This window comes from Erwinia persicina (assembly GCF_019844095.1).
In the GTDB taxonomy this organism is placed as follows: domain Bacteria; phylum Pseudomonadota; class Gammaproteobacteria; order Enterobacterales; family Enterobacteriaceae; genus Erwinia; species Erwinia persicina.
In genome coordinates, this window is the sequence record NZ_CP082141.1 from 1448095 (window position 1) to 1467804 (window position 19710).

Below are 19710 nucleotides of genomic sequence, written 5' to 3' on the forward strand. Positions count from 1 at the left end.
GAAGGGCCGCCCTGTGCGGTTTCACCCGGTTATGACAGATCGCTGCGCGCCTGCAGGCGCTGACGCCGCCAGCGTTTCCAGATGGGTGGCACGACCAGAACGCCGACGGCCAGTACCAGCAGCAGCTTACAGATCAGGCTTTCCCAGAGGATCGGCAGATTGCCATTACTGATGGACAGCGCCCGACGGAGGTTCTGCTCCAGCATCCCCCCGAGCACGAAACCCAGGATCAGCGGCGACATCGGGAAATCCATCTTACGCAGGATATAGCCGAATATCCCCAGTCCCACCATCAGCAGCAGATCAAAGGTGGTGCTGTGGACGGCATACACGCCCACCGCCGAGATCGCGGCAATGGCCGGGACCAGGAACCACAGCGGGATGGTCAGCATGCGGGCAAAGATATTGATCATCGGGATGTTCATAATCAGCAGCATCACGTTGCCGATCAGCAGTGCGGCAATCAGCCCCCAGACGATATCCGGTTGTTCGGTAAACATGGCCGGGCCGGGGGTAATGTTATACAGCGTCAGCGCACCGACCATAACCGCCGTGGTGCCCGACCCCGGAATACCCAGCGTCAGCATCGGAATAAAGGAGCCGCAGGCCGACGCGTTATTCGCGGCTTCCGGCGCGGCCACGCCGCGAATATCGCCTTTACCGAAGGTCTCCCCGCCAGCGATCTTTTTCTCACTCATATAGGCGATGGCGCTGGCGATGGTTGCACCGGCACCCGGCAGTACACCCACAAAGAAGCCGATCAGCGAAGAGCGCAGGGTGGCGCCTGTACACTGTGCGGCTTCTTTCATATTGAACAGCATCCGGCCGCTGGCACGCACCACTTTCTGCCCACCGCTGGTCGACTCCAGCATCAGCAGGATTTCACTGACCGAGAACAGGCCAATGACCACCACCACGAACTGAATGCCGTCAGAGAGATGTACGCTGTCAAAGGTGAAACGGTACACCCCGGTATTGGCATCAACACCGACCGTGGCCATGCTCAGGCCAATCAGCGCAGAGAGGAAGGATTTCAGAGGGTTCTGGCTCATCATGCTGCCAAGGCAGGCTATGGCGAACACCATCAGCGCAAAGTACTCCGCCGGACCAAAGGCCAGCGACCAGTTGGCGAGGATCGGCGCGAACAGAATGATCCCGACAATGGCAATGGTTGAACCGATAAAAGAGCTGACCGCCGAGATGGACAGGGCCACGCCGGCCCGTCCCTGCTGCGCCATCGGATACCCGTCTAACGCTGTCATGATGGCTCCGGCATCCCCCGGTACGTTGAGCAGGATTGAGGAGATGCGTCCGCCGTACTCGCAGCCAATGTAAACGGTCGCCAGCAGGATCAGCGCAGATTCCGCCGGCAGGTGCAGGGCAAAGGCCAGCGGCATCAGAATGGCCACGCCGTTGATCGGGCCCAGCCCGGGCAGCAGGCCGACGATGGTACCGATAAAGCAGCCGATTAAGGCGATCAGCAGGTTTTCCGGCGTCATGGCGACGGCAAATCCCTGCATCAGAAAGGACCAGGTATCCATATTATTCTCCGTTAGCTCAACCAGATGCCGAGCGGTAAGGTCACTTCAAGCAGGCGATCGAAGGCGTAGAACAGCGTGATACCCATCACCACGCCCGATAACGCGGCTGCCCACCAGCTGGCACCAAACAGCAGCCCGATGGCAAAGGTCAGTAACGTCGTTGACAGCGGGAATCCGAGGCTTTCAAACAGCGCCCCATACAGTCCGAGGCTGACCATCAGCAGCAGCAGGCGCTGCAGGGTTCCCCGGGCAGGCCAGTGGATGGCGTCGGGTTTACGCAGAAGAAGACAAAAAGCACACAGTGCCATCAGCCCGAGAATAATCATCGGGAAAGGGCGCGGCCCCACGGGCTCATAGCTGTATTCGCTCTGGATGCCCCAGGCGATCACCAGGCCGCCAATACACAGCAGCAGCCAGACGCTGGCAAAAATTCGATCGCTCATGGTCGCCTCCTTTATTTCGCCAGGCCGAAGGATTTGGCCTTCTCGCGATAGTCAGCCACCTGCTGCTTCACGTAACTGTCCAGCTCTTTACCGAACAGATTGAATTCAAACAGGCCCCGCAGGTCGCGCTGATGTTTAAATTCGTCGGTCTGGGACATTTTTCTGAAGGCGTCTTCCCACCACTGATATTCGGCATCGGTCACTTTCGGCCCGAGATAGAAGCCGCGAATGATCGGCCAGACCACATCCACTCCCTGCTCTTTGGCGGTGGGCACGTCGGCCAGCACGCCCGGCAGGCGTTTATCGGACATCACCGCCAGCACGCGCAGTTTACCCGCCTGCAAATGGGGCACCATTTCACTGATATCCCCTGAGACCACCTGGATATGGTTGCCTAACAGTGCGGTGACCGGTTCGCCGCCACCTTCAAAGGCGACATAGCGCATCTTACGTGGATCAATACCGGCATCGCGGGCCAGCAGGGCGGTTTTCATCCAGTCCTGGCTACCGATAGACGCTCCGGCACCGATCACCACTTTATTCGGATCGTCCTTCATGGCTTTCAGCAGATCCCCAAGGTTTTTGTACGGTGAATCACTGCGTACCGCCACCATGCCGTAGTCCGTGCCTACTGCCGCGAGCCACTTCACGTCGTCCACGGAATAACGGCCAAATTTCCCCTGGGACAGATTCAGCAGCGAGCCACCGGAGAACGCTACCACCGTGCCGGGTTCGGCCGGACGCTGCGCGACAATGGCGTTATAGGCCACAGCACCGACGCCGCCGGGCATGTAGGTGACGCGCATCGGCGTCTTAATCTGCTGGGTTTCCTGCAGTGTGACCTGCAACAGTTTGCAGGTCAGATCGAAACCGCCGCCGGGTTTGGCCGGGGCAATGCACTCCGTACGGGAAGGGGCCTCAGCGGCAAAGACGGTCGGGGTAGTCAGCAGCAGCAGGGCGCTGGCTAAAGTGGTGCGGATCATTATTTTCATCACTGCTCCCTTCTTATCATTCAGTTTGTGAGCCTTCCCAAAAAATGGGGTTGTAAAATTGTTAACTTAGTAACCTTTCATTTACCTTTCAGCCAACGGAAAAAGATAACAGGGTGTGATATGCGTCTCTTACTGGTGGAAGATACGGCGGAACTGGCGTGCTGGCTGCAGAAGGCACTGACCCAGGCAGGCTTTGCGGTTGACTGGATGGCGGATGGTGTCGCCGCCGATCATCTGCTGCAAACCGAGCACTATGAACTGGTGCTGTTAGATATTTCGCTGCCACGGCTGAACGGCCTGGAGCTGCTGGGCCGCCTGCGCAAGCGTGGGCAGACCATGCCCGTCCTGTTGCTGACGGCGCGCAATGAGCTGACGGATCGGGTACGCGGGCTGAATCAGGGGGCGGATGATTATCTGAGTAAACCGTTTGAACTGGAGGAGCTGGAGGCGCGCATCCGCGCGCTGCTGCGCCGTAGCCAGGGGCAGGTCAGGGAGGCACAGACCTTCGGGGAACTGGTGTTCCACAATGAAGGGTATTTTGAACTGCAGCACCGACCGCTGGCGCTGACGCCGCGTGAAAGCAGCGTACTGATCACGCTGATGCAGCGACGCGGCAGGCCGGTATCGCGCCAGCAGCTTTACGAGCAGACCTTTACCCTGGCGGATGAGGCCAGCCTGGAGAGTATTGAGCTTTACGTTCACCGCGTGCGGAAAAAGCTGTCGGGCAGTAATGTCTCGATTGTGACGCTGCGCGGACTGGGATACAGCCTTGAGCATCATCTATGAAACTGGCCTCCCTGCGCGCACATCTGCTGCTCTGGCTGGGTCTGCCTCTGCTCACCCTCTGGGCACTGTCGGTTTATACTCATTACGCCAGCGCATTACAGGCGGCCAATCAGGCTTATGACCGCTCGCTGCTGGCATCGGCCCGCACTGTGGCCGAGCGTATCCGCGTGCATCAGGGGCATCTTGAAGTGGATGTGCCCTGGGTGGTGCTCGACAGTTTTGAGCGCAATATGAACGACCAGCTGTACTATCAGGTGATCTCACCCGAAGGCAAAACCCTGTCCGGCTATGACGATCTGCCCCCCTTGCCAAAAAATACCCCGTTGTCACGTCATTACCCGGCGCTGGTTCATTTTTATTATGCCGATTATAACGGGCTGCCTATCCGGGTCGCTGCCCTGTGGCAGCCGGTGAATGAAGAGAATGTGCAGGGAATGGCGCAGGTGCTGGTGGCGGAAACACTGACGTCGCGTCGGGACTTCGCCGGCGGACTGCTGTATAACGCCATTTTAAGTCAGGGGGCGCTGGTGCTTATCACGCTGCTACTGGCGAGTTGGGTACTGCATAAGGTTCTTCGCCCGCTGCGTCGTCTTTCCGGAGTCATGCTGCTCCGCGATCCGGGCGATCTGACGCCCCTGCCGGCGGTGCTGCCCTGGTCGGAGATCCAGCCGCTGATGGTGGCGGTCAACCGCTATATCGAGCGACTGCGGGCGATGGTGGCGCGACAACAGCGTTTCAGCGCCGACGCCTCGCACCAGTTAAGAACGCCGCTGACGATCCTGAAAACCCAGGTCAGCGTTGCGCTGAACAGCCAGAACCCCGCCCTCTGGCAGGAAAGTTTACAGGGGATGCGCGACACCCTGGACGATACGATTATGCTCACCGACCGGTTACTGCAGCTGTCGCGCATCAAAGCGATGCAGCAGCATCAGCCGATGACAACCCTCGACCTGGCGGAGCTGGTGCGCGAAGCCTGCCTGCTGCGCTATCCGCAGGCGCGCAGCAGGCAGATTGATCTTGGCTACGAAGGCGATGAGCACTGCCAGGTACGCGGGGATGTGCTGTTACTGACGGAGCTCTGCGCTAACCTGCTGGATAACGCCATTAAATATACGCCGGAAGGCGGCATAATCACCGCCAGCGTTATTCAGGGCGTGCTGTATATTGAGGACAGCGGGCCAGGGATTGCGGAGTCGGAGCGCCAGCAGGTGCTGCAACCCTTTTACCGGCTGGAGCACGGCAGCCAGGTGGCGGGGACCGGGCTGGGGCTGGCCCTGGTGAAAGATATTGCCCGCTGGCACGGCAGCCAGGCCCGGCTGTCACAGAGTCCCACCCTCGGCGGTCTGCAGGTCGGGATTGCCTTCACACCGGTTCCTTCCGTGCGCTGAGGATGCCCCTGTCCGTCGCTTTGTGGCAGAATACTCCCCCTCACCGAACCGACTGGAAACCGACTGTGAAAATCCTCGTTGATGAAAATATGCCCTACGCCCGTGAACTGTTCAGCCGCACCGGCGACGTCGTGGCCGTGCCGGGGCGTCCGATCCCCCAGGCTGCCCTGGACGATGCTGACGGACTGATGGTGCGCTCGGTCACCAAAGTGAATGCAGAGCTGCTTAACGGCAAGCCGGTGAAATTTGTCGGTACCGCCACGGCAGGGACGGATCATATTGACGAGACCTGGCTGAACCAGCAGGGCATCGCCTTTTCGGCGGCCCCCGGCTGTAATGCCATTGCCGTTGTCGAGTATGTGTTCTCCTCGCTGCTGCTGCTGGCCGAACGTGATGGTTTCCAGTTAACCGATCGTACGGTCGGCATTGTCGGCGTGGGCAACGTCGGCAGCCGCCTGCAGGCGCGGCTGGAGGCACTGGGGATCCGCACGCTGCTCTGCGATCCGCCGCGTGCCGACCGTGGTGATGCGGGGGCTTTCCTGCCGCTGGCGGAGCTGGTCGCAGAAGCGGATATTCTCACTTTCCACACCCCGCTGTTTAAACAGGGGCCTTATCAGACGTGGCATATGGCCGATGAGGCGCTGCTGCGGGGCCTCCAACCGGGCACCATTCTGATCAACGCCTGCCGTGGTGCGGTAGTTGATAATGCCGCACTGCTGGCGGTGCTGGGTCAGCGTAACGATCTCAGCGTGGTGCTGGACGTCTGGGAGCCGGAGCCGGACCTGTCGCTGCCGCTGCTGGAGAAGGTCGATATCGCCACCGCCCACATCGCCGGCTACACCCTGGAAGGAAAAGCACGCGGCACCACGCAGGTGTTTGAAGCCTGGACACAGTTCATCGGTCAGCCACAGCAGGTGGCGCTGGAGACGCTGCTGCCCGCCCCGGAATTCGGCCGTATCACGCTGCGCGGTGAACTGGATCAGGCAACGCTGAAACGTCTGGTGCATCTGGTGTATGATGTGCGCCGCGATGATGCGCCGCTGCGCCATGTGGCGGCAATCCCGGGTGAGTTTGACCGGCTGCGCAAGCATTATCAGGAGCGGCGCGAATGGTCTTCGCTGCGGGTTGAGTGTGATAACGCCGACACCGCCGCGCTGCTGAACAGGCTGGGTTTTAACGCCACCGGCCTTTAAGTATTTTCCTAATTTTCAGGCGGTTATGCGACCGCCTTCTATTTTTGTGTCATTGTCTGGAGTAAACCAACATGTCTGACGGCTGGAATATCGCAATCTTAGGTGCGACAGGCGCAGTAGGGGGAGCTTTACTGGAATTGCTGGCGGAACGCCAGTTCCCGGTTGGTGAGCTGTATGCGCTGTCAAGCGAACGCAGTGCGGGCGAAGTCCTGCGCTATGAAGGTAAGTCGGTTCGCGTGACCGATGCCAGCGAATTTGACTGGTCACAGGTTCAGCTGGCGTTCTTTGTCGCGGGCCGCGAAGCCTCGGCGCGCTATGCGGATGAGGCGGCCAACTCGGGCTGTCTGGTCATTGACAGCAGCGATCTGTTCGCGCTGGAGCCGGATGTGCCGCTGGTGGTACCGGAGGTGAACCCGCAGGTGCTGGCGGATTACCGCAACCGCAACATTATCAGCGTGGCCGATGCCCTGACCAGCCAGCTGCTGTGCGCGATCAAACCGTTGATCGACCAGGCGGGTCTGGGACGTTTGCAGGTCACCAACCTGCTGGCGGCTTCCTCCCATGGGAAAGCGGCGGTGGATTCGCTGGCGGGTGAGAGTGCCCGACTGCTGAACGGCCTGCCCGCTGAAGAAGGCTACTTTGGCCGTCAGCTGGCTTTCAACGTCCTGCCGCTGCTGGCAGATAAAGAGGGCAGCGTGGCGCAGGAGCGCCTGCTGGTAGAGCAGGTCCGTAAAGTACTGCAGGACGAAGGGTTGCCGATTGCGGTCAGCACCATTCAGGCCCCGGTGTTCTACGGTAATGCGCAGATTGTTTATATTGAAAACCTGCGCCCGCTCTCCGCTGAAGAAGCGCGTGATGCGCTGGGTCAGGTGGATGACATCAACCTGACGGCAGAAGATGACTTCCCGACGCAGGTAGGGGATGCCTCCGGCAGTTCGCATCTCAGCATCGGTAGCGTGCGCAACGATTACGGCATTCCTGAGCTGTTACAGTTCTGGTCAGTGGCCGATAACGTTCGCTTTGGTGGCGCACTGATGGCGGTCAAAACCGCTGAGAAGCTGGTGCAGGAGTATTTCTACTGATGTCCGACATCGCCGTGCCACAGCCGACCATGAAACTGGCGCTGGGCATTGAATATGACGGGAGCCGTTATTACGGCTGGCAGCGGCAGCAGGAAGTCCGCAGCGTGCAGGAAAAGCTGGAAAGGGCGCTGACGAAAGTGGCTAACCATCCGGTAGAAGTGCTCTGCGCCGGGCGGACTGATGCCGGCGTTCACGGTACGGGGCAGGTGGTGCATTTTGAAACCACTTCGCAGCGTAAGGACGCCGCCTGGACGATGGGTGTCAATACCAACCTGCCCGGCGACATCGCCGTGCGCTGGGTGAAAGCGGTGCCGGATGATTTCCACGCCCGCTTCAGCGCGACGGCACGCCGCTATCGTTATGTGATTTATAACCAGCGGCTGCGCCCGGCGATCCTGGCCGGTGGCGTCACCCATTTTTATCATCCGCTGGATGTGGACAGGATGCAGCGTGCCGCACAGTGCCTGCTGGGGGAGAACGATTTTACTTCGTTTCGCGCCGTGCAGTGTCAGTCGCGGACGCCGATGCGCAACGTGATGCATGTTAATGTCACCCGCCACGGTGCTTACGTGGTGGTGGACATTAAAGCGAACGCATTTGTTCATCATATGGTGCGCAATATCGTTGGCAGTCTGATGGAAGTGGGCTGTGGGAATCAGCCGGAAGGCTGGATCGCAGAGCTGCTGGCGGCAAAAGACCGTAAGCTGGCGGCGGCAACCGGGCGTGCAGAAGGTCTTTATCTGGTGGCCGTCGACTATCCCGCTCGTTATGAGTTACCTCGTCCACCGATGGGACCGCTGTTCCTCGGGGATTAACCCTGGCCTGGAGTATCATAGGAAGCCCGTATGGAATTGATTCGTTTTGTTGTCGACTTCATTTTGCATATCGACGTCCACCTCGCGGAGCTGGTGGCCCAGTACGGTATCTGGGTCTATGCCATTCTGTTTTTGATCCTGTTCTGCGAAACCGGTCTGGTGGTGACACCGTTCCTGCCGGGGGATTCTCTGCTGTTTGTGGCGGGTGCGCTGGCGGCACTGCCGGGGAACGATCTGAACGTGCACACCATGGTGGCTCTGATGGTGGTGGCGGCCATCCTAGGCGATGCGGTGAACTATACGATCGGGCGGCTGTTTGGTGATAAGCTGTTCAGCAACCCCGATTCGAAAATTTTCCGTCGCAGCTATCTGGATAAAACCCATGCGTTTTACGCGCGGCACGGTGGCAAAACGATTATTCTGGCGCGTTTCGTGCCGATTGTGCGGACGTTCGCGCCGTTTGTGGCGGGAATGGGTAAGATGTCCTATCGTCATTTTGCCTTTTACAATGTCACAGGCGGTGTGCTGTGGGTGCTGCTGTTCACCTATGCCGGCTACCTGTTTGGGAATTTCCCGGTGGTACAGGAAAACCTTAAGCTATTGATTGTCGCGATTATCCTGCTCTCTGTGATGCCAGGGGTGATTGAAGTGGTGCGACATCGCCGTGCGGCGCGCCAGCAGAAACAGTAAATAAATAAATCCTCAGCCCGGCCCCCTCCGACCAGATTTTTATCCACAGTGACGGGCGGTTATGGTTTAATGAGCGATAAATTATGGTTTGCGCTACTGCATCAGGCGGCAGCGTAGAAAAGAAAAACTGGCCCCCCCAGCTGGGGCGCCAGGTTCAAACAGAAAGGTCATCAATGAGCTGGATTGAACGAATTCTCAATAAGAGCACGATTACCCCCTCGCGCAAAGCAAGCATTCCTGAAGGGGTCTGGACGAAATGTGATAGCTGCGGGCAGGTTCTCTACCGCGCCGAGCTGGAACGTAATCTGGAAGTCTGCCCGAAGTGCGACCACCATATGCGTATGCACGGTCGCGACCGTCTGCACAGCGTGCTGGACGAAGGCTCACTGGTTGAGCTGGGCAGCGAACTGGAACCAAAAGATGTGCTCAAGTTCCGGGATTCAAAAAAATATAAAGATCGTCTGGTCGCGGCTCAGAAAGAGACCAACGAAACCGACGCGCTGATCGTGATGAAAGGCACCCTGCACGGGATGCCGGTGGTGGCTGCCGCGTTTGAGTTCTCCTTTATGGGTGGCTCAATGGGTTCCGTGGTAGGCGCGCGCTTTGTGCGTGCGGTAGAACAGGCGCTGGAAGATAACTGTCCGATGATCTGTTTCTCAGCCTCTGGCGGTGCCCGTATGCAGGAAGCGCTGATGTCGCTGATGCAGATGGCAAAAACCAGTGCGGCCCTGGCGAAGATGCAGGCCCGCGGTCTGCCGTACATCTCCGTCCTGACTGATCCGACCATGGGCGGGGTGTCTGCCAGCTTTGCGATGCTGGGCGATCTGAACATTGCTGAACCTAAAGCGCTGATCGGTTTTGCCGGCCCTCGCGTCATTGAGCAGACCGTACGCGAGAAACTGCCGCCGGGCTTCCAGCGCAGTGAGTTCCTGATTGAAAAAGGGGCGATCGATATGATCGTTCGCCGCCCGGTGATGCGCTTCAAGTTGGCCAGCGTGCTGGCGAAAATGATGAATCTGCCTGCCCCGCAGGAAGATGAAGTCAAAGAGGTAGCGGATGACGCCGCGCCTCAGAGCCACGAAGCCTGACCGATGATGAGAAAGGGGCCCCGTGCCCCTTTTACCAATGAACCGTAACGCTGTGAACGGGACACATGGATAATCTTCCTCACGCCACGTCGCCTCTTGCCACGTGGCTTTATTATCTTGAGCATTTGCACACTCAGGCTATCGAACTCGGGCTGGATCGCATCCGCCACGTTGCCACATCTCTCGACCTGCTGAAACCCGCCCCCGTGGTGTTCACCGTAGCCGGAACTAACGGTAAAGGCACGACCTGCCGAACCCTTGAAACCGTGCTGATGGCGGCCGGTTATCGCGTGGGCGTTTACAGTTCACCGCATCTGGTTCGCTACACCGAACGGGTGCGTATCCAGGGTGAAGAACTGGCAGAATCAGCGCATACGGCCTCCTTTGCCGCCATTGAAGCCGGGCGCGGTGCGACCTCGCTGACTTACTTCGAATACGGCACGCTGTCAGCGCTGTGGCTGTTCAGGCAGGCGGCGCTTGACGTGGTGATCCTGGAAGTGGGGCTCGGCGGGCGTCTGGATGCCACCAATATTGTGGATGCCGATGTCGCCGTCGTGACCAGTATCGCGCTGGATCACACCGACTGGCTCGGGCCGGATCGCGACAGCATCGGCCGTGAAAAAGCCGGGATTTTCCGTGCGAATAAACCTGCCGTGGTGGGCGAGCCGGATATGCCGCTGACGATTTCAGCAGTTGCTGCAGAGAAAGGCGCACGGCTGCTACAGCGCGATCGCCACTGGTTCTGTAGCATCACCGCTGAAAGCTGGTCTTTCCGCGATGCTCAAGGCTGCATAGAGGGACTGCCGCTGCCGCAGGTGCCGTTACCTAATGCCGCGACGGCACTGGCTGCCCTGCGCGCCTCACCGCTGAACGTAGAGGAGGCGGTGATCCGTCGTTCACTGCATCAGGCGATGCTGCCCGGTCGCTTTCAGACGGTGGCTGAATCACCGCGCGTGATCCTTGATGTGGCGCATAATCCCCATGCGGCAGGCTACCTGGCCGGTCGCCTGGCAGAAGTGCCGCGCAGCGGCAAGGTGCATGCCGTCGTGGGTATGCTGCATGATAAGGATATTGCCGGTACGCTGGCCTGCCTCAGTCCGCAGGTGGATTACTGGTACTGCGCGCCGCTGGACGGCCCGCGCGGCGCGACAGCGGCGCAGCTGATGGCGCATCTGAACGGTGCGCAGGCGTTCGACTCGGTTGAGCACGCCTGGCAACAGGCGCGGCAACAGGCGTCAGAGCAGGATATCGTGCTGGTGTGTGGATCCTTCCACACCGTAGCGCAGGTTATGGAAACGATGGAAACGGAGAACGGCAGTGGCCAGTAAGTTTCAAAACCGTTTAGTCGGAACCATCATCATTGTGGCGCTGGGCGTAATTGTGCTGCCCGGCTTGCTCGATGGTAAGAAGAAACATTATAAAGAGGAGTTCGCTGCCATTCCGCTGGTGCCGAAACCGGAAGACCAGCAGGAAACCGATCTGGTGCCGCCGGTTACGCAGTCGCTGCCGGGGCAGCCACCGGAAGGGGCAGGGGCCGCGATCAGCGCAGGCAGCGGCTCTGCGGAAAACACGTCCCAGGCCGACAGTGGATCCACTGCGCCGCAGTCGCATAATCAGCCTACGGTTGTGACGCCACCGCCGGTGAAAACGGTGCAGCAGCCGCCGAAAGTGGTGGAAAAACCAAAGCCGCAGCCGAAGCCCGTGGAGAAACCGGTCGAGAAACCGAAGCCGGTGGAAAAACCGAAAGCGGTTGAAACGCCTGCGCCAAAAGTGGAAACTCCGGCGCAGACTAAGCCGGCCGCCACGGAGACCGCGCCGACAGGGCAGGCCTGGGTCGTGCAGCTTGGTGCGCTGAAGAACGCCGCGAAAGTGAATGAGATAGTCGCGCAGCTTCGACTGTCAGGCTATCGTGCCTTTACCGTTCCGGCCACGCCGGTTCAGGGGCAGATCACCCGCATCTATGTCGGGCCGGATGCATCAAAAGCGAAGATGCAGGCTGCTGTTGGCACGTTGCAGGGCATTTCGGGACTGGGCGGCGTAGTGAAACCTTACTCCGTTCGTTAACGGGTTTGGGCCCGCCGTTTTCTCAGGCGCCGGGTGCTTATTGAGACAGTCCACCCCCCACGCGCCCGGAGCCGACACTGTGCTGTTCCGGGCGTTGTGCGTGAGGGGACTGGCAAATCAAGGTATTGCGTCAGGGGATTTCGCAGCGGCAATCCGCCCCTGCGTAGGTTTTTTTTAACCTCGTTGTTAATTTAAACCGTACCAGGAAAACCCTACGCAAACGTTTTCTTTTTCTGTTAGAATTCGCCCCGAACTGAGGCAGCATCTCCCTGACACTGTGCAACAGGGGGATACAGGCTGTGACAGGGGCTTGGTCACTGGAAGCGTTCATGATCTGGATAGATTACGTCATTATTGCGGTTATTGGTTTTTCGGCTCTTGTCAGCCTGATCCGAGGATTTGTCCGGGAAGCTCTTTCTCTCGTCACCTGGGGTTGCGCATTTTTTGTCGCCAGTCATTACTACTCTTTCCTTGCCGTCTGGTTCACCGGATTTGAAGATGAACTGGTTCGAAATGGAATAGCCGTTGCGGTGTTATTCATTGCCACCCTGATTGTCGGGGCCATTGTTAACTATGTGATCGGCTCGCTGGTTGAAAAAACCGGTCTGTCGGGAACCGACAGAGTCCTTGGCGTCTGTTTTGGGGCATTACGCGGCGTGCTGATTGTGGCAGCCATGCTGTTTTTCCTCGACACATTCACCGGCTTTTCCAAAAGCCCGGACTGGCAGCAGTCCCAGCTAATCCCTCAGTTCAGTAGCATCATCAGGTGGTTTTTTGATTACCTGAAAAGCACGTCGAGTTTTTTGCCCCGGTAATCGCACCGGGGTCGCGGCTTATGAGGAAATGTCAATATGTGCGGTATTGTCGGGATCGCCGGTTTTGCACCGGTCAACCAGTCGATTTATGACGCGTTAACGGTGCTTCAGCACCGTGGGCAGGATGCCGCAGGCATCGTTACCATTGATGCATTGAATTGCTTCCGTCTGCGTAAAGCAAATGGCCTGGTCAGCGATGTATTTGAAGCCCGCCACATGCAGCGTATGCAGGGCAACATGGGTATCGGCCACGTGCGTTACCCAACGGCAGGAAGCTCCAGCGCTTCTGAAGCCCAGCCTTTCTACGTGAACTCCCCCTACGGTATTACTCTTGCCCATAACGGCAACCTGACCAACGCCCACGAACTGCGCAAAGAGCTGTTCGAAACCGGACGTCGTCATGTTAATACCACTTCGGATTCCGAAATTCTGCTGAATATCTTTGCGCAGGAAATCGATCGCTTCCAGCACGACCCGCTGGAAGCTGAAAACATCTTCTCTGCGGTGGCCGCCGTGCATCAGCGCGTGCGCGGTGCTTACGCCTGCGTCGCGATGATCATCGGCCACGGCCTGGTGGCCTTCCGCGATCCTAACGGTATTCGCCCGCTGGTCATTGGCAAACGTGCCATGGCCGACGGCCGCATCGAGTATATGGTGGCCTCCGAAAGTGTGGCGCTGGATACACTCGGTTTTGAATTCCTGCGCGATGTGGCACCGGGCGAAGCCGTGTACGTGACTGAGAAGGGCCAGCTCTCTACCCGCCAGTGTGCGGAGAATCCAAAATGGAACCCGTGCCTGTTTGAGTATGTGTACTTTGCGCGTCCGGATTCCTTCCTCGACAAGATTTCGGTGTACAGCGCCCGCGTGCGCATGGGCACCAAGCTCGGTGCCAAAATCGCCCGCGAGTGGGAAGATCTGGATATCGATGTGGTGATCCCGATCCCGGAAACGTCCTGTGATATCGCTCTGGAGATGGCGCGCATTCTTGATAAGCCTTACCGTCAGGGCTTTGTGAAGAACCGCTACGTGGGCCGTACCTTTATTATGCCGGGCCAGCACCTGCGCCGCAGCGCGGTCCGCCGTAAGCTTAACGCCAACCGTGCTGAGTTCCGGGGTAAAAACGTCCTGCTGGTGGATGACTCCATCGTGCGCGGCACCACCTCTGAGCAGATTATCGAAATGGCGCGCGAAGCCGGCGCGAAGAAGGTTTACCTTGCCTCTGCGGCACCGGAAATTCGCTTCCCGAACGTTTATGGCATTGATATGCCAAGCGCCACTGAGCTGATCGCTCACGGCCGCGAAGTGGAAGAGATCCGCCAGCTGATTGGTGCCGATGCGCTGATCTTCCAGGATCTGAGCGACCTGATTGAAGCGGTGCGGGAAGAGAACCCGGATATTGCCCAGTTTGAATGCTCGGTGTTCGATGGTATCTACGTAACGAAAGACGTAGACCAGCAGTACCTTGAATATCTGCAGTCACTGCGTAATGACGATGCGAAAGCGATGCAGCGTCAGAACGAGACTGAAAATCTGGAAATGCATAACGAAGGCTAATGCCCGTCATACTTCGAAGGCGCCTGGCGTTGGCTGCGTCTGTTCATCCCCGTCACTGCGTGATTTGTATTGCCGGGGATCCGCAGTTCAGCTGACGTTATCTGACTCGAACTGTTCAGGGTATTTAGGCTAAGATGGGCCGGAAGCGATTCCGGCCCATTTTTTTTAAGGATTATCTATGAAGCGACTCATTATTGGCATCTCTGGCGCCAGCGGGGTGATTTACGGCATCCGCACGCTGCAAATCTTGCAGCAGGTGAGCGGTGTAGAGACGCACCTGATAATGAGCCAGGCCGCGCGTCAGACGCTGGCGCTGGAGAGTGACTATTCCCTGCGTCAGGTGCAGGCGCTGGCCGATGTGGTTCATGATGCGCGCGATATTGCGGCCAGCATCTCGTCGGGTTCCTATAAAACCGACGGCATGGCCATTCTTCCCTGTTCGATGAAGACCCTGTCCGGCATTGTTCACAGCTACAGCGATGGTCTGCTGACGCGCGCCGCCGATGTGGTGCTTAAAGAGCGCCGCCGTCTGGTGCTGTGCGTGCGCGAAACGCCACTCCATCTGGGGCATTTACGCATGATGACCACTGCTGCTGAACTGGGTGCCATCATTATGCCGCCGGTACCGGCTTTTTATCACCGTCCGCAAAACGTAATGGATATTGTTGACCAGACAGTAAATCGCGTACTGGATCAGTTCGATATTGAGCTGGATGAGGATCTTTTCACGCGCTGGCAAGGTGCATAGTACGCTGAAAGGCGCACTACTAAAGTGCAAATGTTGGTGCTGAATCGCTTTTCGTGCAAGTTGTGCACCAACATGAAACATTGTTCCCCCCGCCTGCTAACAAATCTGCTATAAATTTCCCTGCAAACTGCGTCATCACGGTGTCAGGGGCATCCTGCGATATAAACAGCCCTTTGCCACAAAATGTGGCACGGAACCTGCTAATTGTATTGTGCAAGTCACTGTGCAGAAACATCACGAACATAAAAAATAATATTCGAAACTGAGGATAGTTTATGAAAAAGCAGGTCCTGGCTCTCTCCCTGTTAATGTCCATCACAGCTGCAGGCAGCGCATTTGCTGCGGGTCCAAAAACGCTGCGTATTGGTACCGATCCGACCTACGCCCCGTTCGAAATGAAAAATGCACAGGGTCAACTGGTCGGTTTTGATATCGATCTGGCGACCGAAATCTGTAAACGCATGGAGACCAAGTGTACATTTGTGGAAAGCGATTTTGATGCGCTGATCCCATCGCTGAAAGCGAAGAAGATTGATGCCATCATTTCTTCCCTGTCGATCACTGAAAAACGTCAGCAGGAGATCGCCTTTTCTGAAAAACTGTATGCAGCAAACTCCCGTCTGATTGCGCCGAAAGGCTCTAAGATCCAGCCAACCCTCGACTCCCTGAAAGGCAAAACCATTGGTCTGCTGCAGGGCACCACCCAGGAAACCTATGCTAACGAAAACTGGCGTCCAAAAGGCGTAACGGTCACCCCTTATGCCAACCAGGACCTGGTGTATCAGGATCTGACCGCAGGCCGTATTGATGCCGCCTTCCAGGATGAAGTGGCTGCCAGCGAAGGCTTCCTTAAGCAGCCCGCCGGTAAAGAGTATGCTTTCGCCGGCCCGGCAGTAAAAGATGAGAAAATTTTCGGTGTGGGCACCGGTATGGGCATGAGCAAGGATAATCCTGAACTGAAAGCCGCTATCGATAAAGCGTTCGATGAAATGCGTAAAGATGGCACCTACGATAAATTAGCCAAAAAATATTTCGATTTTGACGTGTACGGCGGTTAAGTAAAAACCTGTCTGCTGGCCCCATCGTCAACGGCGGTGGGGCTGCTGTTCGTAAGATTAAGATAGAAAGACAGGATGTGCTTATGCTGTATGGCTACTCTGAAGTCATTTTTAAAGGCGCGATGGTGACCCTGGAGCTGGCCCTCAGCTCGGTGGTGTTCGCCGTGGTGCTCGGATTGATTGGCGCCGGGGCCAAACTCTCCAACAGTCGTGTGCTGGTGATTATTTTTGAAGGCTACACTACGCTGATCCGTGGGGTACCCGATCTGGTTCTGATGCTGCTGATCTTCTACGGTCTGCAAATTGCGCTGAATCAGGTAACGGATTTCTTCGGCCTGTCGCAGTTCGATATCGATCCGATGGTCGCCGGGATTATCACTCTGGGCTTTATCTACGGAGCCTATTTCACCGAAACCTTTCGCGGAGCCTATATGGCGGTGCCGAAAGGGCAAATCGAGGCCGCCACGGCCTTCGGCTTTACCCGTTCCCAGACCTTTCGTCGCGTGCTGTTCCCCGGCATGATGCGCTTTGCGTTACCGGGCATCGGCAACAACTGGCAGGTGATCCTTAAAGCGACGGCGCTGGTATCGCTTCTGGGCCTGGAAGACGTGGTTAAAGCCACGCAGCTGGCCGGCAAGTCGACGTGGGAACCGTTCTATTTCGCGATTGTCGCGGGTGTTATCTACCTGATTTTTACCACGCTTTCCAACGGGGTGCTGTGGTGGCTGGAACGGCGTTATACGGTGGGTGTGAAAAGGGCTGATCTATGATTGAGATTATTCAGGAGTACTGGAAAGCCCTGCTGTGGACCGACGGTTACCGCTTCTCTGGCGTGGCCATCACGCTCTGGCTGTTGGTCGTGTCCGTGGTACTGGGCGGCTGTATGGCGGTGCTGATGTCGATTGCCCGCGTGTCTCCCATCAGAGCCATCCGTTTTCCGGTGTGGCTGTTTACCTATATTTTTCGCGGTACGCCGCTGTATGTTCAACTGCTGGTGTTCTACTCCGGGATGTACACCCTGGAAGTCGTGAAAGGCACTGAGATGCTGAATGCTTTCTTCCGCAGCGGGCTGAACTGTACGCTGCTGGCGCTGACGCTCAACACCTGTGCTTACACCACGGAAATTTTTGCCGGTGCTATTCGTTCCGTCCCGCACGGCGAGATTGAGGCCGCCCGCGCGTATGGTTTTTCTACGTTTAAACTCTATCGCTGCATTATTATGCCTTCGGCGCTGCGCTCCGCACTGCCGGCCTACAGTAATGAAGTTATTCTGATGCTGCACTCCACGGCGCTGGCATTTACTGCCACCGTGCCCGACCTGCTGAAGGTGGCCCGCGACATCAACTCTGCCACCTATCAGCCGTTTATTGCCTTCGGCATCGCGGCCGTGCTGTATCTGATTATTTCTTATGTGTTGATTAGTCTGTTCCGTAAAGCGGAAAAACGCTGGCTGGCGCACGTTAAACCTTCATCTTCGCATTGAGTAAAACACCATGGCTGATAATAAATTAAGCGTCACCGAGCTGCATAAACGTTACGGTGAGCACGAAGTGCTGAAGGGGGTTTCGCTGCAGGCAAACGCCGGAGATGTGATCAGTATTATTGGTTCATCCGGCTCCGGCAAGAGTACCTTCCTGCGCTGTATTAACTTCCTCGAAAAACCGAGCGAAGGCACCATCGCGGTGAACAACCAGAATATCAATCTGGTTCGTGATACCGATGGCCAGCTGAAAGTCTCCAATAAAGAACAGCTGCGTATGCTGCGGACGCGCCTGACCATGGTATTCCAGCATTTCAACCTCTGGAGCCATATGACGGTGCTGGAGAACGTCATGGAGGCTCCGGTGCAGGTGCTGGGCTTAAGTAAGGCCGAAGCCCGCGACCGCGCCATTCGCTATCTCGACAAAGTTGGGATTGATGAGCGTGCGCGCGGTAAGTATCCGGTTCACCTGTCGGGCGGTCAGCAGCAGCGCGTCTCTATCGCCCGTGCGCTGGCGATGGAGCCGGAAGTGCTGCTGTTTGATGAACCGACCTCTGCACTTGACCCGGAGCTGGTGGGGGAGGTGCTGCGCATTATGCAGAAGCTGGCAGAAGAGGGAAAAACCATGGTGGTGGTCACGCATGAGATGGAGTTTGCGCGCCATGTCTCCAGCCATGTCATTTTCCTGCACCAGGGGAAAATTGAAGAGGAGGGGCCGCCTGAAGAGGTATTTAACCAGCCGAAGAGTACGCGACTGCAGCAGTTTCTGTCAGGGGCGTTGAAATAATTAAAGCCGTTCAGGGCGGATCGGCTGTTTCGGTCCGCCCTGAAAACGCGCCCCTCTCTTTTGGGCCGTTCGGAAAAAGGAGGGGCGCGTTCTACGGGATCACATCCGCCAGTGCCTTGTCTAATTCATACCAGCGAAAACGAAACCCCGACGCCTCCAGCCGCTGCGGAACCACATGCTGCCCGCCCAGCACCAGCACAGATGATTCCCCCATCATCAGCCGGATAGCGGCGGCGGGCGTACGTACAAACGCCGGCCGGTGCATCGCTTTACCCAGCGCGGCGGCAAACTGCTCGTTGCGTACCGCATAGGGGGCAACCAGATTAAAGGGGCCATTCAGTTCAGGATGATCCAGCAGCCAGATAATACCGTTGACCGCATCCTCCAGATGCACCCAGGGTAAATACTGCTTGCCGTCACCCAGCGGCCCGCCAATTCCGAGCTTAAAGGGCAGCTTCATCTGCTCCAGAGCGCCTCCTTTCTCAGACAACACTACCCCTGTCCGTAGAAGACAGACGCGGGTGTGCTCACTTTGCGCCTGCAGGGCCAGCTGTTCCCAACGGGCACACAGCTCATGGGTAAACTCGGCATGTCCGGGATCGTCCTCTGTCACGACCGGGTCGCCGCTGTTGCCATAGAAGCCTGTGGCGGAGCCAGAAATCAGCACCGCAGGCGGCGTGCCGCTGGCCACAATCAGTTCGGCCAGTCGCTGGGTGATCTGCCAGCGACTGTCGCACAGCCGTCGTTTCTGCGGCTCGCTCCAGCGCTTTGCGGCAATAGGCTCTCCGGCCAGATTGATCACGGCATCAATGCCGTTCAAATCCCGCTGCTGATCCAGCCCCGACCACAGGCTGACCTGGTCGCTCAGGCTGTGGCGTGCGGCAGCGACATCACGCGTCACCACGTTGATCTGGTGGCCGGCCTGGAGCAGTCGGGCGATGAGTGGGCGTCCAATCAGCCCCGTACCGCCGGTAATCAGAATATTCATGCGGTTTATCCTCCAAGGTGGCAGCAAGTTATCCTGCATTCAGCATAGGATAATATGGCGGGATTGCGCATGGGCCTGCATTGGTATAGGGAAAAATGTCACATGTTCTCAAAGAGAAAACATAACCCGCGTGGAGATTGCCTTCGGCAGAAAAAATCGGTAAACAAGATGTTCCTTTCCGTGAACACCAGAGGACGT

20 protein-coding genes are annotated in these 19710 nt (G+C 57.6%); 16 read left to right on the top strand and 4 right to left on the bottom strand.

What is annotated here, in order from left to right:
- Positions 1-29 precede the first annotated feature (29 nt).
- From K6L24_RS06605 to K6L24_RS06615, 3 genes are read right to left on the bottom strand one after another with little or no spacing between them, the layout of a single operon-like run.
- Positions 30-1541 carry a tripartite tricarboxylate transporter permease gene (locus K6L24_RS06605; protein WP_062742987.1) on the bottom strand — a complete coding sequence of 504 codons (1512 nt, stop codon included), beginning with the start codon at positions 1539-1541 and terminating at the stop codon, positions 30-32.
- Positions 1542-1552: 11 nt separating this feature from the next.
- The gene (locus tag K6L24_RS06610; protein ID WP_062742986.1) at positions 1553-1984 is read right to left on the bottom strand and encodes a tripartite tricarboxylate transporter TctB family protein; all 432 of its coding nucleotides are present in this window, start codon (positions 1982-1984) and stop codon (positions 1553-1555) included.
- 11 nt (positions 1985-1995) lie between these two features.
- Entirely contained in the window at positions 1996-2976 is a 981-nt protein-coding gene (locus K6L24_RS06615; protein ID WP_062742985.1) for a Bug family tripartite tricarboxylate transporter substrate binding protein, read from the bottom strand.
- 120 nt (positions 2977-3096) lie between these two features.
- Here K6L24_RS06615 and tctD point away from each other — a divergent pair, with 120 nt between their 5' ends.
- The 16 genes from tctD to hisP all read left to right on the top strand — a co-directional run bounded on the left by tctD (position 3097) and on the right by hisP (position 18524).
- Positions 3097-3762: a transcriptional regulator TctD gene (gene tctD, locus K6L24_RS06620; RefSeq protein ID WP_062742984.1), complete on the top strand. Its 666-nt coding sequence runs from the start codon at positions 3097-3099 to the stop codon at positions 3760-3762.
- Positions 3759-5150 carry a sensor histidine kinase gene (locus K6L24_RS06625; RefSeq protein ID WP_222682080.1) on the top strand — a complete coding sequence of 464 codons (1392 nt, stop codon included), beginning with the start codon at positions 3759-3761 and terminating at the stop codon, positions 5148-5150. The genes tctD and K6L24_RS06625 overlap by 4 nt, the downstream gene beginning before the upstream one ends.
- Positions 5151-5215: 65 nt before the next feature.
- Positions 5216-6343 carry a 4-phosphoerythronate dehydrogenase PdxB gene (gene pdxB / locus K6L24_RS06630; RefSeq protein ID WP_245006723.1) on the top strand — a complete coding sequence of 376 codons (1128 nt, stop codon included), beginning with the start codon at positions 5216-5218 and terminating at the stop codon, positions 6341-6343.
- Between the two features lie 71 nt (positions 6344-6414).
- Positions 6415-7425, top strand: coding sequence for an aspartate-semialdehyde dehydrogenase (locus K6L24_RS06635; protein ID WP_062742981.1), 1011 nt, complete (start codon positions 6415-6417; stop codon positions 7423-7425).
- On the top strand, positions 7425-8240 hold the full coding sequence (gene truA / locus K6L24_RS06640; protein ID WP_062742980.1) for a tRNA pseudouridine(38-40) synthase TruA: 816 nt from the start codon (positions 7425-7427) through the stop codon (positions 8238-8240). Before K6L24_RS06635 ends, truA begins: the two co-directional genes overlap by 1 nt.
- A gap of 30 nt (positions 8241-8270) precedes the next feature.
- Positions 8271-8930, top strand: coding sequence for a DedA family protein (locus tag K6L24_RS06645; RefSeq protein ID WP_062742979.1), 660 nt, complete (start codon positions 8271-8273; stop codon positions 8928-8930).
- 173 nt (positions 8931-9103) lie between these two features.
- Positions 9104-10018: an acetyl-CoA carboxylase, carboxyltransferase subunit beta gene (accD, locus tag K6L24_RS06650; RefSeq protein ID WP_222682082.1), complete on the top strand. Its 915-nt coding sequence runs from the start codon at positions 9104-9106 to the stop codon at positions 10016-10018.
- Positions 10019-10083: 65 nt separating this feature from the next.
- On the top strand, positions 10084-11346 hold the full coding sequence (gene folC / locus K6L24_RS06655) for a bifunctional tetrahydrofolate synthase/dihydrofolate synthase (protein ID WP_062742977.1): 1263 nt from the start codon (positions 10084-10086) through the stop codon (positions 11344-11346).
- Complete coding sequence (gene dedD / locus K6L24_RS06660; protein WP_222682083.1) at positions 11336-12082, top strand: cell division protein DedD; 747 nt, start codon at positions 11336-11338, stop codon at positions 12080-12082. The genes folC and dedD overlap by 11 nt, the downstream gene beginning before the upstream one ends.
- Before the next feature lie 329 nt (positions 12083-12411).
- A complete protein-coding gene (gene cvpA / locus K6L24_RS06665; protein ID WP_062742975.1) occupies positions 12412-12897 on the top strand; it encodes a colicin V production protein in 486 nt (161 codons plus the stop codon).
- A gap of 36 nt (positions 12898-12933) precedes the next feature.
- A complete protein-coding gene (gene purF, locus K6L24_RS06670; protein ID WP_062742974.1) occupies positions 12934-14451 on the top strand; it encodes an amidophosphoribosyltransferase in 1518 nt (505 codons plus the stop codon).
- Positions 14452-14629: 178 nt separating this feature from the next.
- Positions 14630-15199, top strand: coding sequence for a UbiX family flavin prenyltransferase (locus K6L24_RS06675; RefSeq protein WP_062742973.1), 570 nt, complete (start codon positions 14630-14632; stop codon positions 15197-15199).
- Between the two features lie 275 nt (positions 15200-15474).
- Positions 15475-16257 (top strand): lysine/arginine/ornithine ABC transporter substrate-binding protein ArgT, encoded by a 783-nt coding sequence (gene argT, locus K6L24_RS06680; RefSeq protein WP_062742972.1) that lies wholly within the window; start codon positions 15475-15477, stop codon positions 16255-16257.
- 83 nt (positions 16258-16340) lie between these two features.
- Complete coding sequence (locus tag K6L24_RS06685; RefSeq protein ID WP_062742971.1) at positions 16341-17027, top strand: histidine ABC transporter permease HisQ; 687 nt, start codon at positions 16341-16343, stop codon at positions 17025-17027.
- Positions 17024-17740 carry an ABC transporter permease gene (locus tag K6L24_RS06690; protein WP_062742970.1) on the top strand — a complete coding sequence of 239 codons (717 nt, stop codon included), beginning with the start codon at positions 17024-17026 and terminating at the stop codon, positions 17738-17740. The genes K6L24_RS06685 and K6L24_RS06690 overlap by 4 nt, the downstream gene beginning before the upstream one ends.
- A 10-nt stretch (positions 17741-17750) precedes the next feature.
- Entirely contained in the window at positions 17751-18524 is a 774-nt protein-coding gene (gene hisP / locus K6L24_RS06695) for a histidine ABC transporter ATP-binding protein HisP (RefSeq protein ID WP_062742969.1), read from the top strand.
- Between the two features lie 91 nt (positions 18525-18615).
- Here the strand turns inward: hisP and K6L24_RS06700 are convergent, their stop codons facing one another.
- On the bottom strand, positions 18616-19512 hold the full coding sequence (locus K6L24_RS06700; protein WP_222682084.1) for a TIGR01777 family oxidoreductase: 897 nt from the start codon (positions 19510-19512) through the stop codon (positions 18616-18618).
- Between the last annotated feature and the right edge of the window lie 198 nt (positions 19513-19710).

Excerpts from the sequence above, each read along its gene's own strand:
- K6L24_RS06635 (WP_062742981.1), top strand. The coding sequence starts at position 6,415 with ATGTCTGACGGCTGGAATATCGCAATCTTAGGTGCGACAGGCGCAGTA.
- accD (WP_222682082.1), top strand. The coding sequence starts at position 9,104 with ATGAGCTGGATTGAACGAATTCTCAATAAGAGCACGATTACCCCCTCG.
- K6L24_RS06700 (WP_222682084.1), bottom strand. The coding sequence starts at position 19,512 with ATGAATATTCTGATTACCGGCGGTACGGGGCTGATTGGACGCCCACTC.
- purF (WP_062742974.1), top strand. The coding sequence starts at position 12,934 with ATGTGCGGTATTGTCGGGATCGCCGGTTTTGCACCGGTCAACCAGTCG.
- cvpA (WP_062742975.1), top strand. The coding sequence starts at position 12,412 with ATGATCTGGATAGATTACGTCATTATTGCGGTTATTGGTTTTTCGGCT.
- K6L24_RS06625 (WP_222682080.1), top strand. The coding sequence starts at position 3,759 with ATGAAACTGGCCTCCCTGCGCGCACATCTGCTGCTCTGGCTGGGTCTG.
- K6L24_RS06615 (WP_062742985.1), bottom strand. The coding sequence starts at position 2,976 with ATGAAAATAATGATCCGCACCACTTTAGCCAGCGCCCTGCTGCTGCTG.
- K6L24_RS06610 (WP_062742986.1), bottom strand. The coding sequence starts at position 1,984 with ATGAGCGATCGAATTTTTGCCAGCGTCTGGCTGCTGCTGTGTATTGGC.
- hisP (WP_062742969.1), top strand. The coding sequence starts at position 17,751 with ATGGCTGATAATAAATTAAGCGTCACCGAGCTGCATAAACGTTACGGT.
- K6L24_RS06685 (WP_062742971.1), top strand. The coding sequence starts at position 16,341 with ATGCTGTATGGCTACTCTGAAGTCATTTTTAAAGGCGCGATGGTGACC.
- K6L24_RS06605 (WP_062742987.1), bottom strand. The coding sequence starts at position 1,541 with ATGGATACCTGGTCCTTTCTGATGCAGGGATTTGCCGTCGCCATGACG.
- folC (WP_062742977.1), top strand. The coding sequence starts at position 10,084 with ATGGATAATCTTCCTCACGCCACGTCGCCTCTTGCCACGTGGCTTTAT.
- truA (WP_062742980.1), top strand. The coding sequence starts at position 7,425 with ATGTCCGACATCGCCGTGCCACAGCCGACCATGAAACTGGCGCTGGGC.
- K6L24_RS06690 (WP_062742970.1), top strand. The coding sequence starts at position 17,024 with ATGATTGAGATTATTCAGGAGTACTGGAAAGCCCTGCTGTGGACCGAC.
- argT (WP_062742972.1), top strand. The coding sequence starts at position 15,475 with ATGAAAAAGCAGGTCCTGGCTCTCTCCCTGTTAATGTCCATCACAGCT.
- K6L24_RS06675 (WP_062742973.1), top strand. The coding sequence starts at position 14,630 with ATGAAGCGACTCATTATTGGCATCTCTGGCGCCAGCGGGGTGATTTAC.
- tctD (WP_062742984.1), top strand. The coding sequence starts at position 3,097 with ATGCGTCTCTTACTGGTGGAAGATACGGCGGAACTGGCGTGCTGGCTG.
- K6L24_RS06645 (WP_062742979.1), top strand. The coding sequence starts at position 8,271 with ATGGAATTGATTCGTTTTGTTGTCGACTTCATTTTGCATATCGACGTC.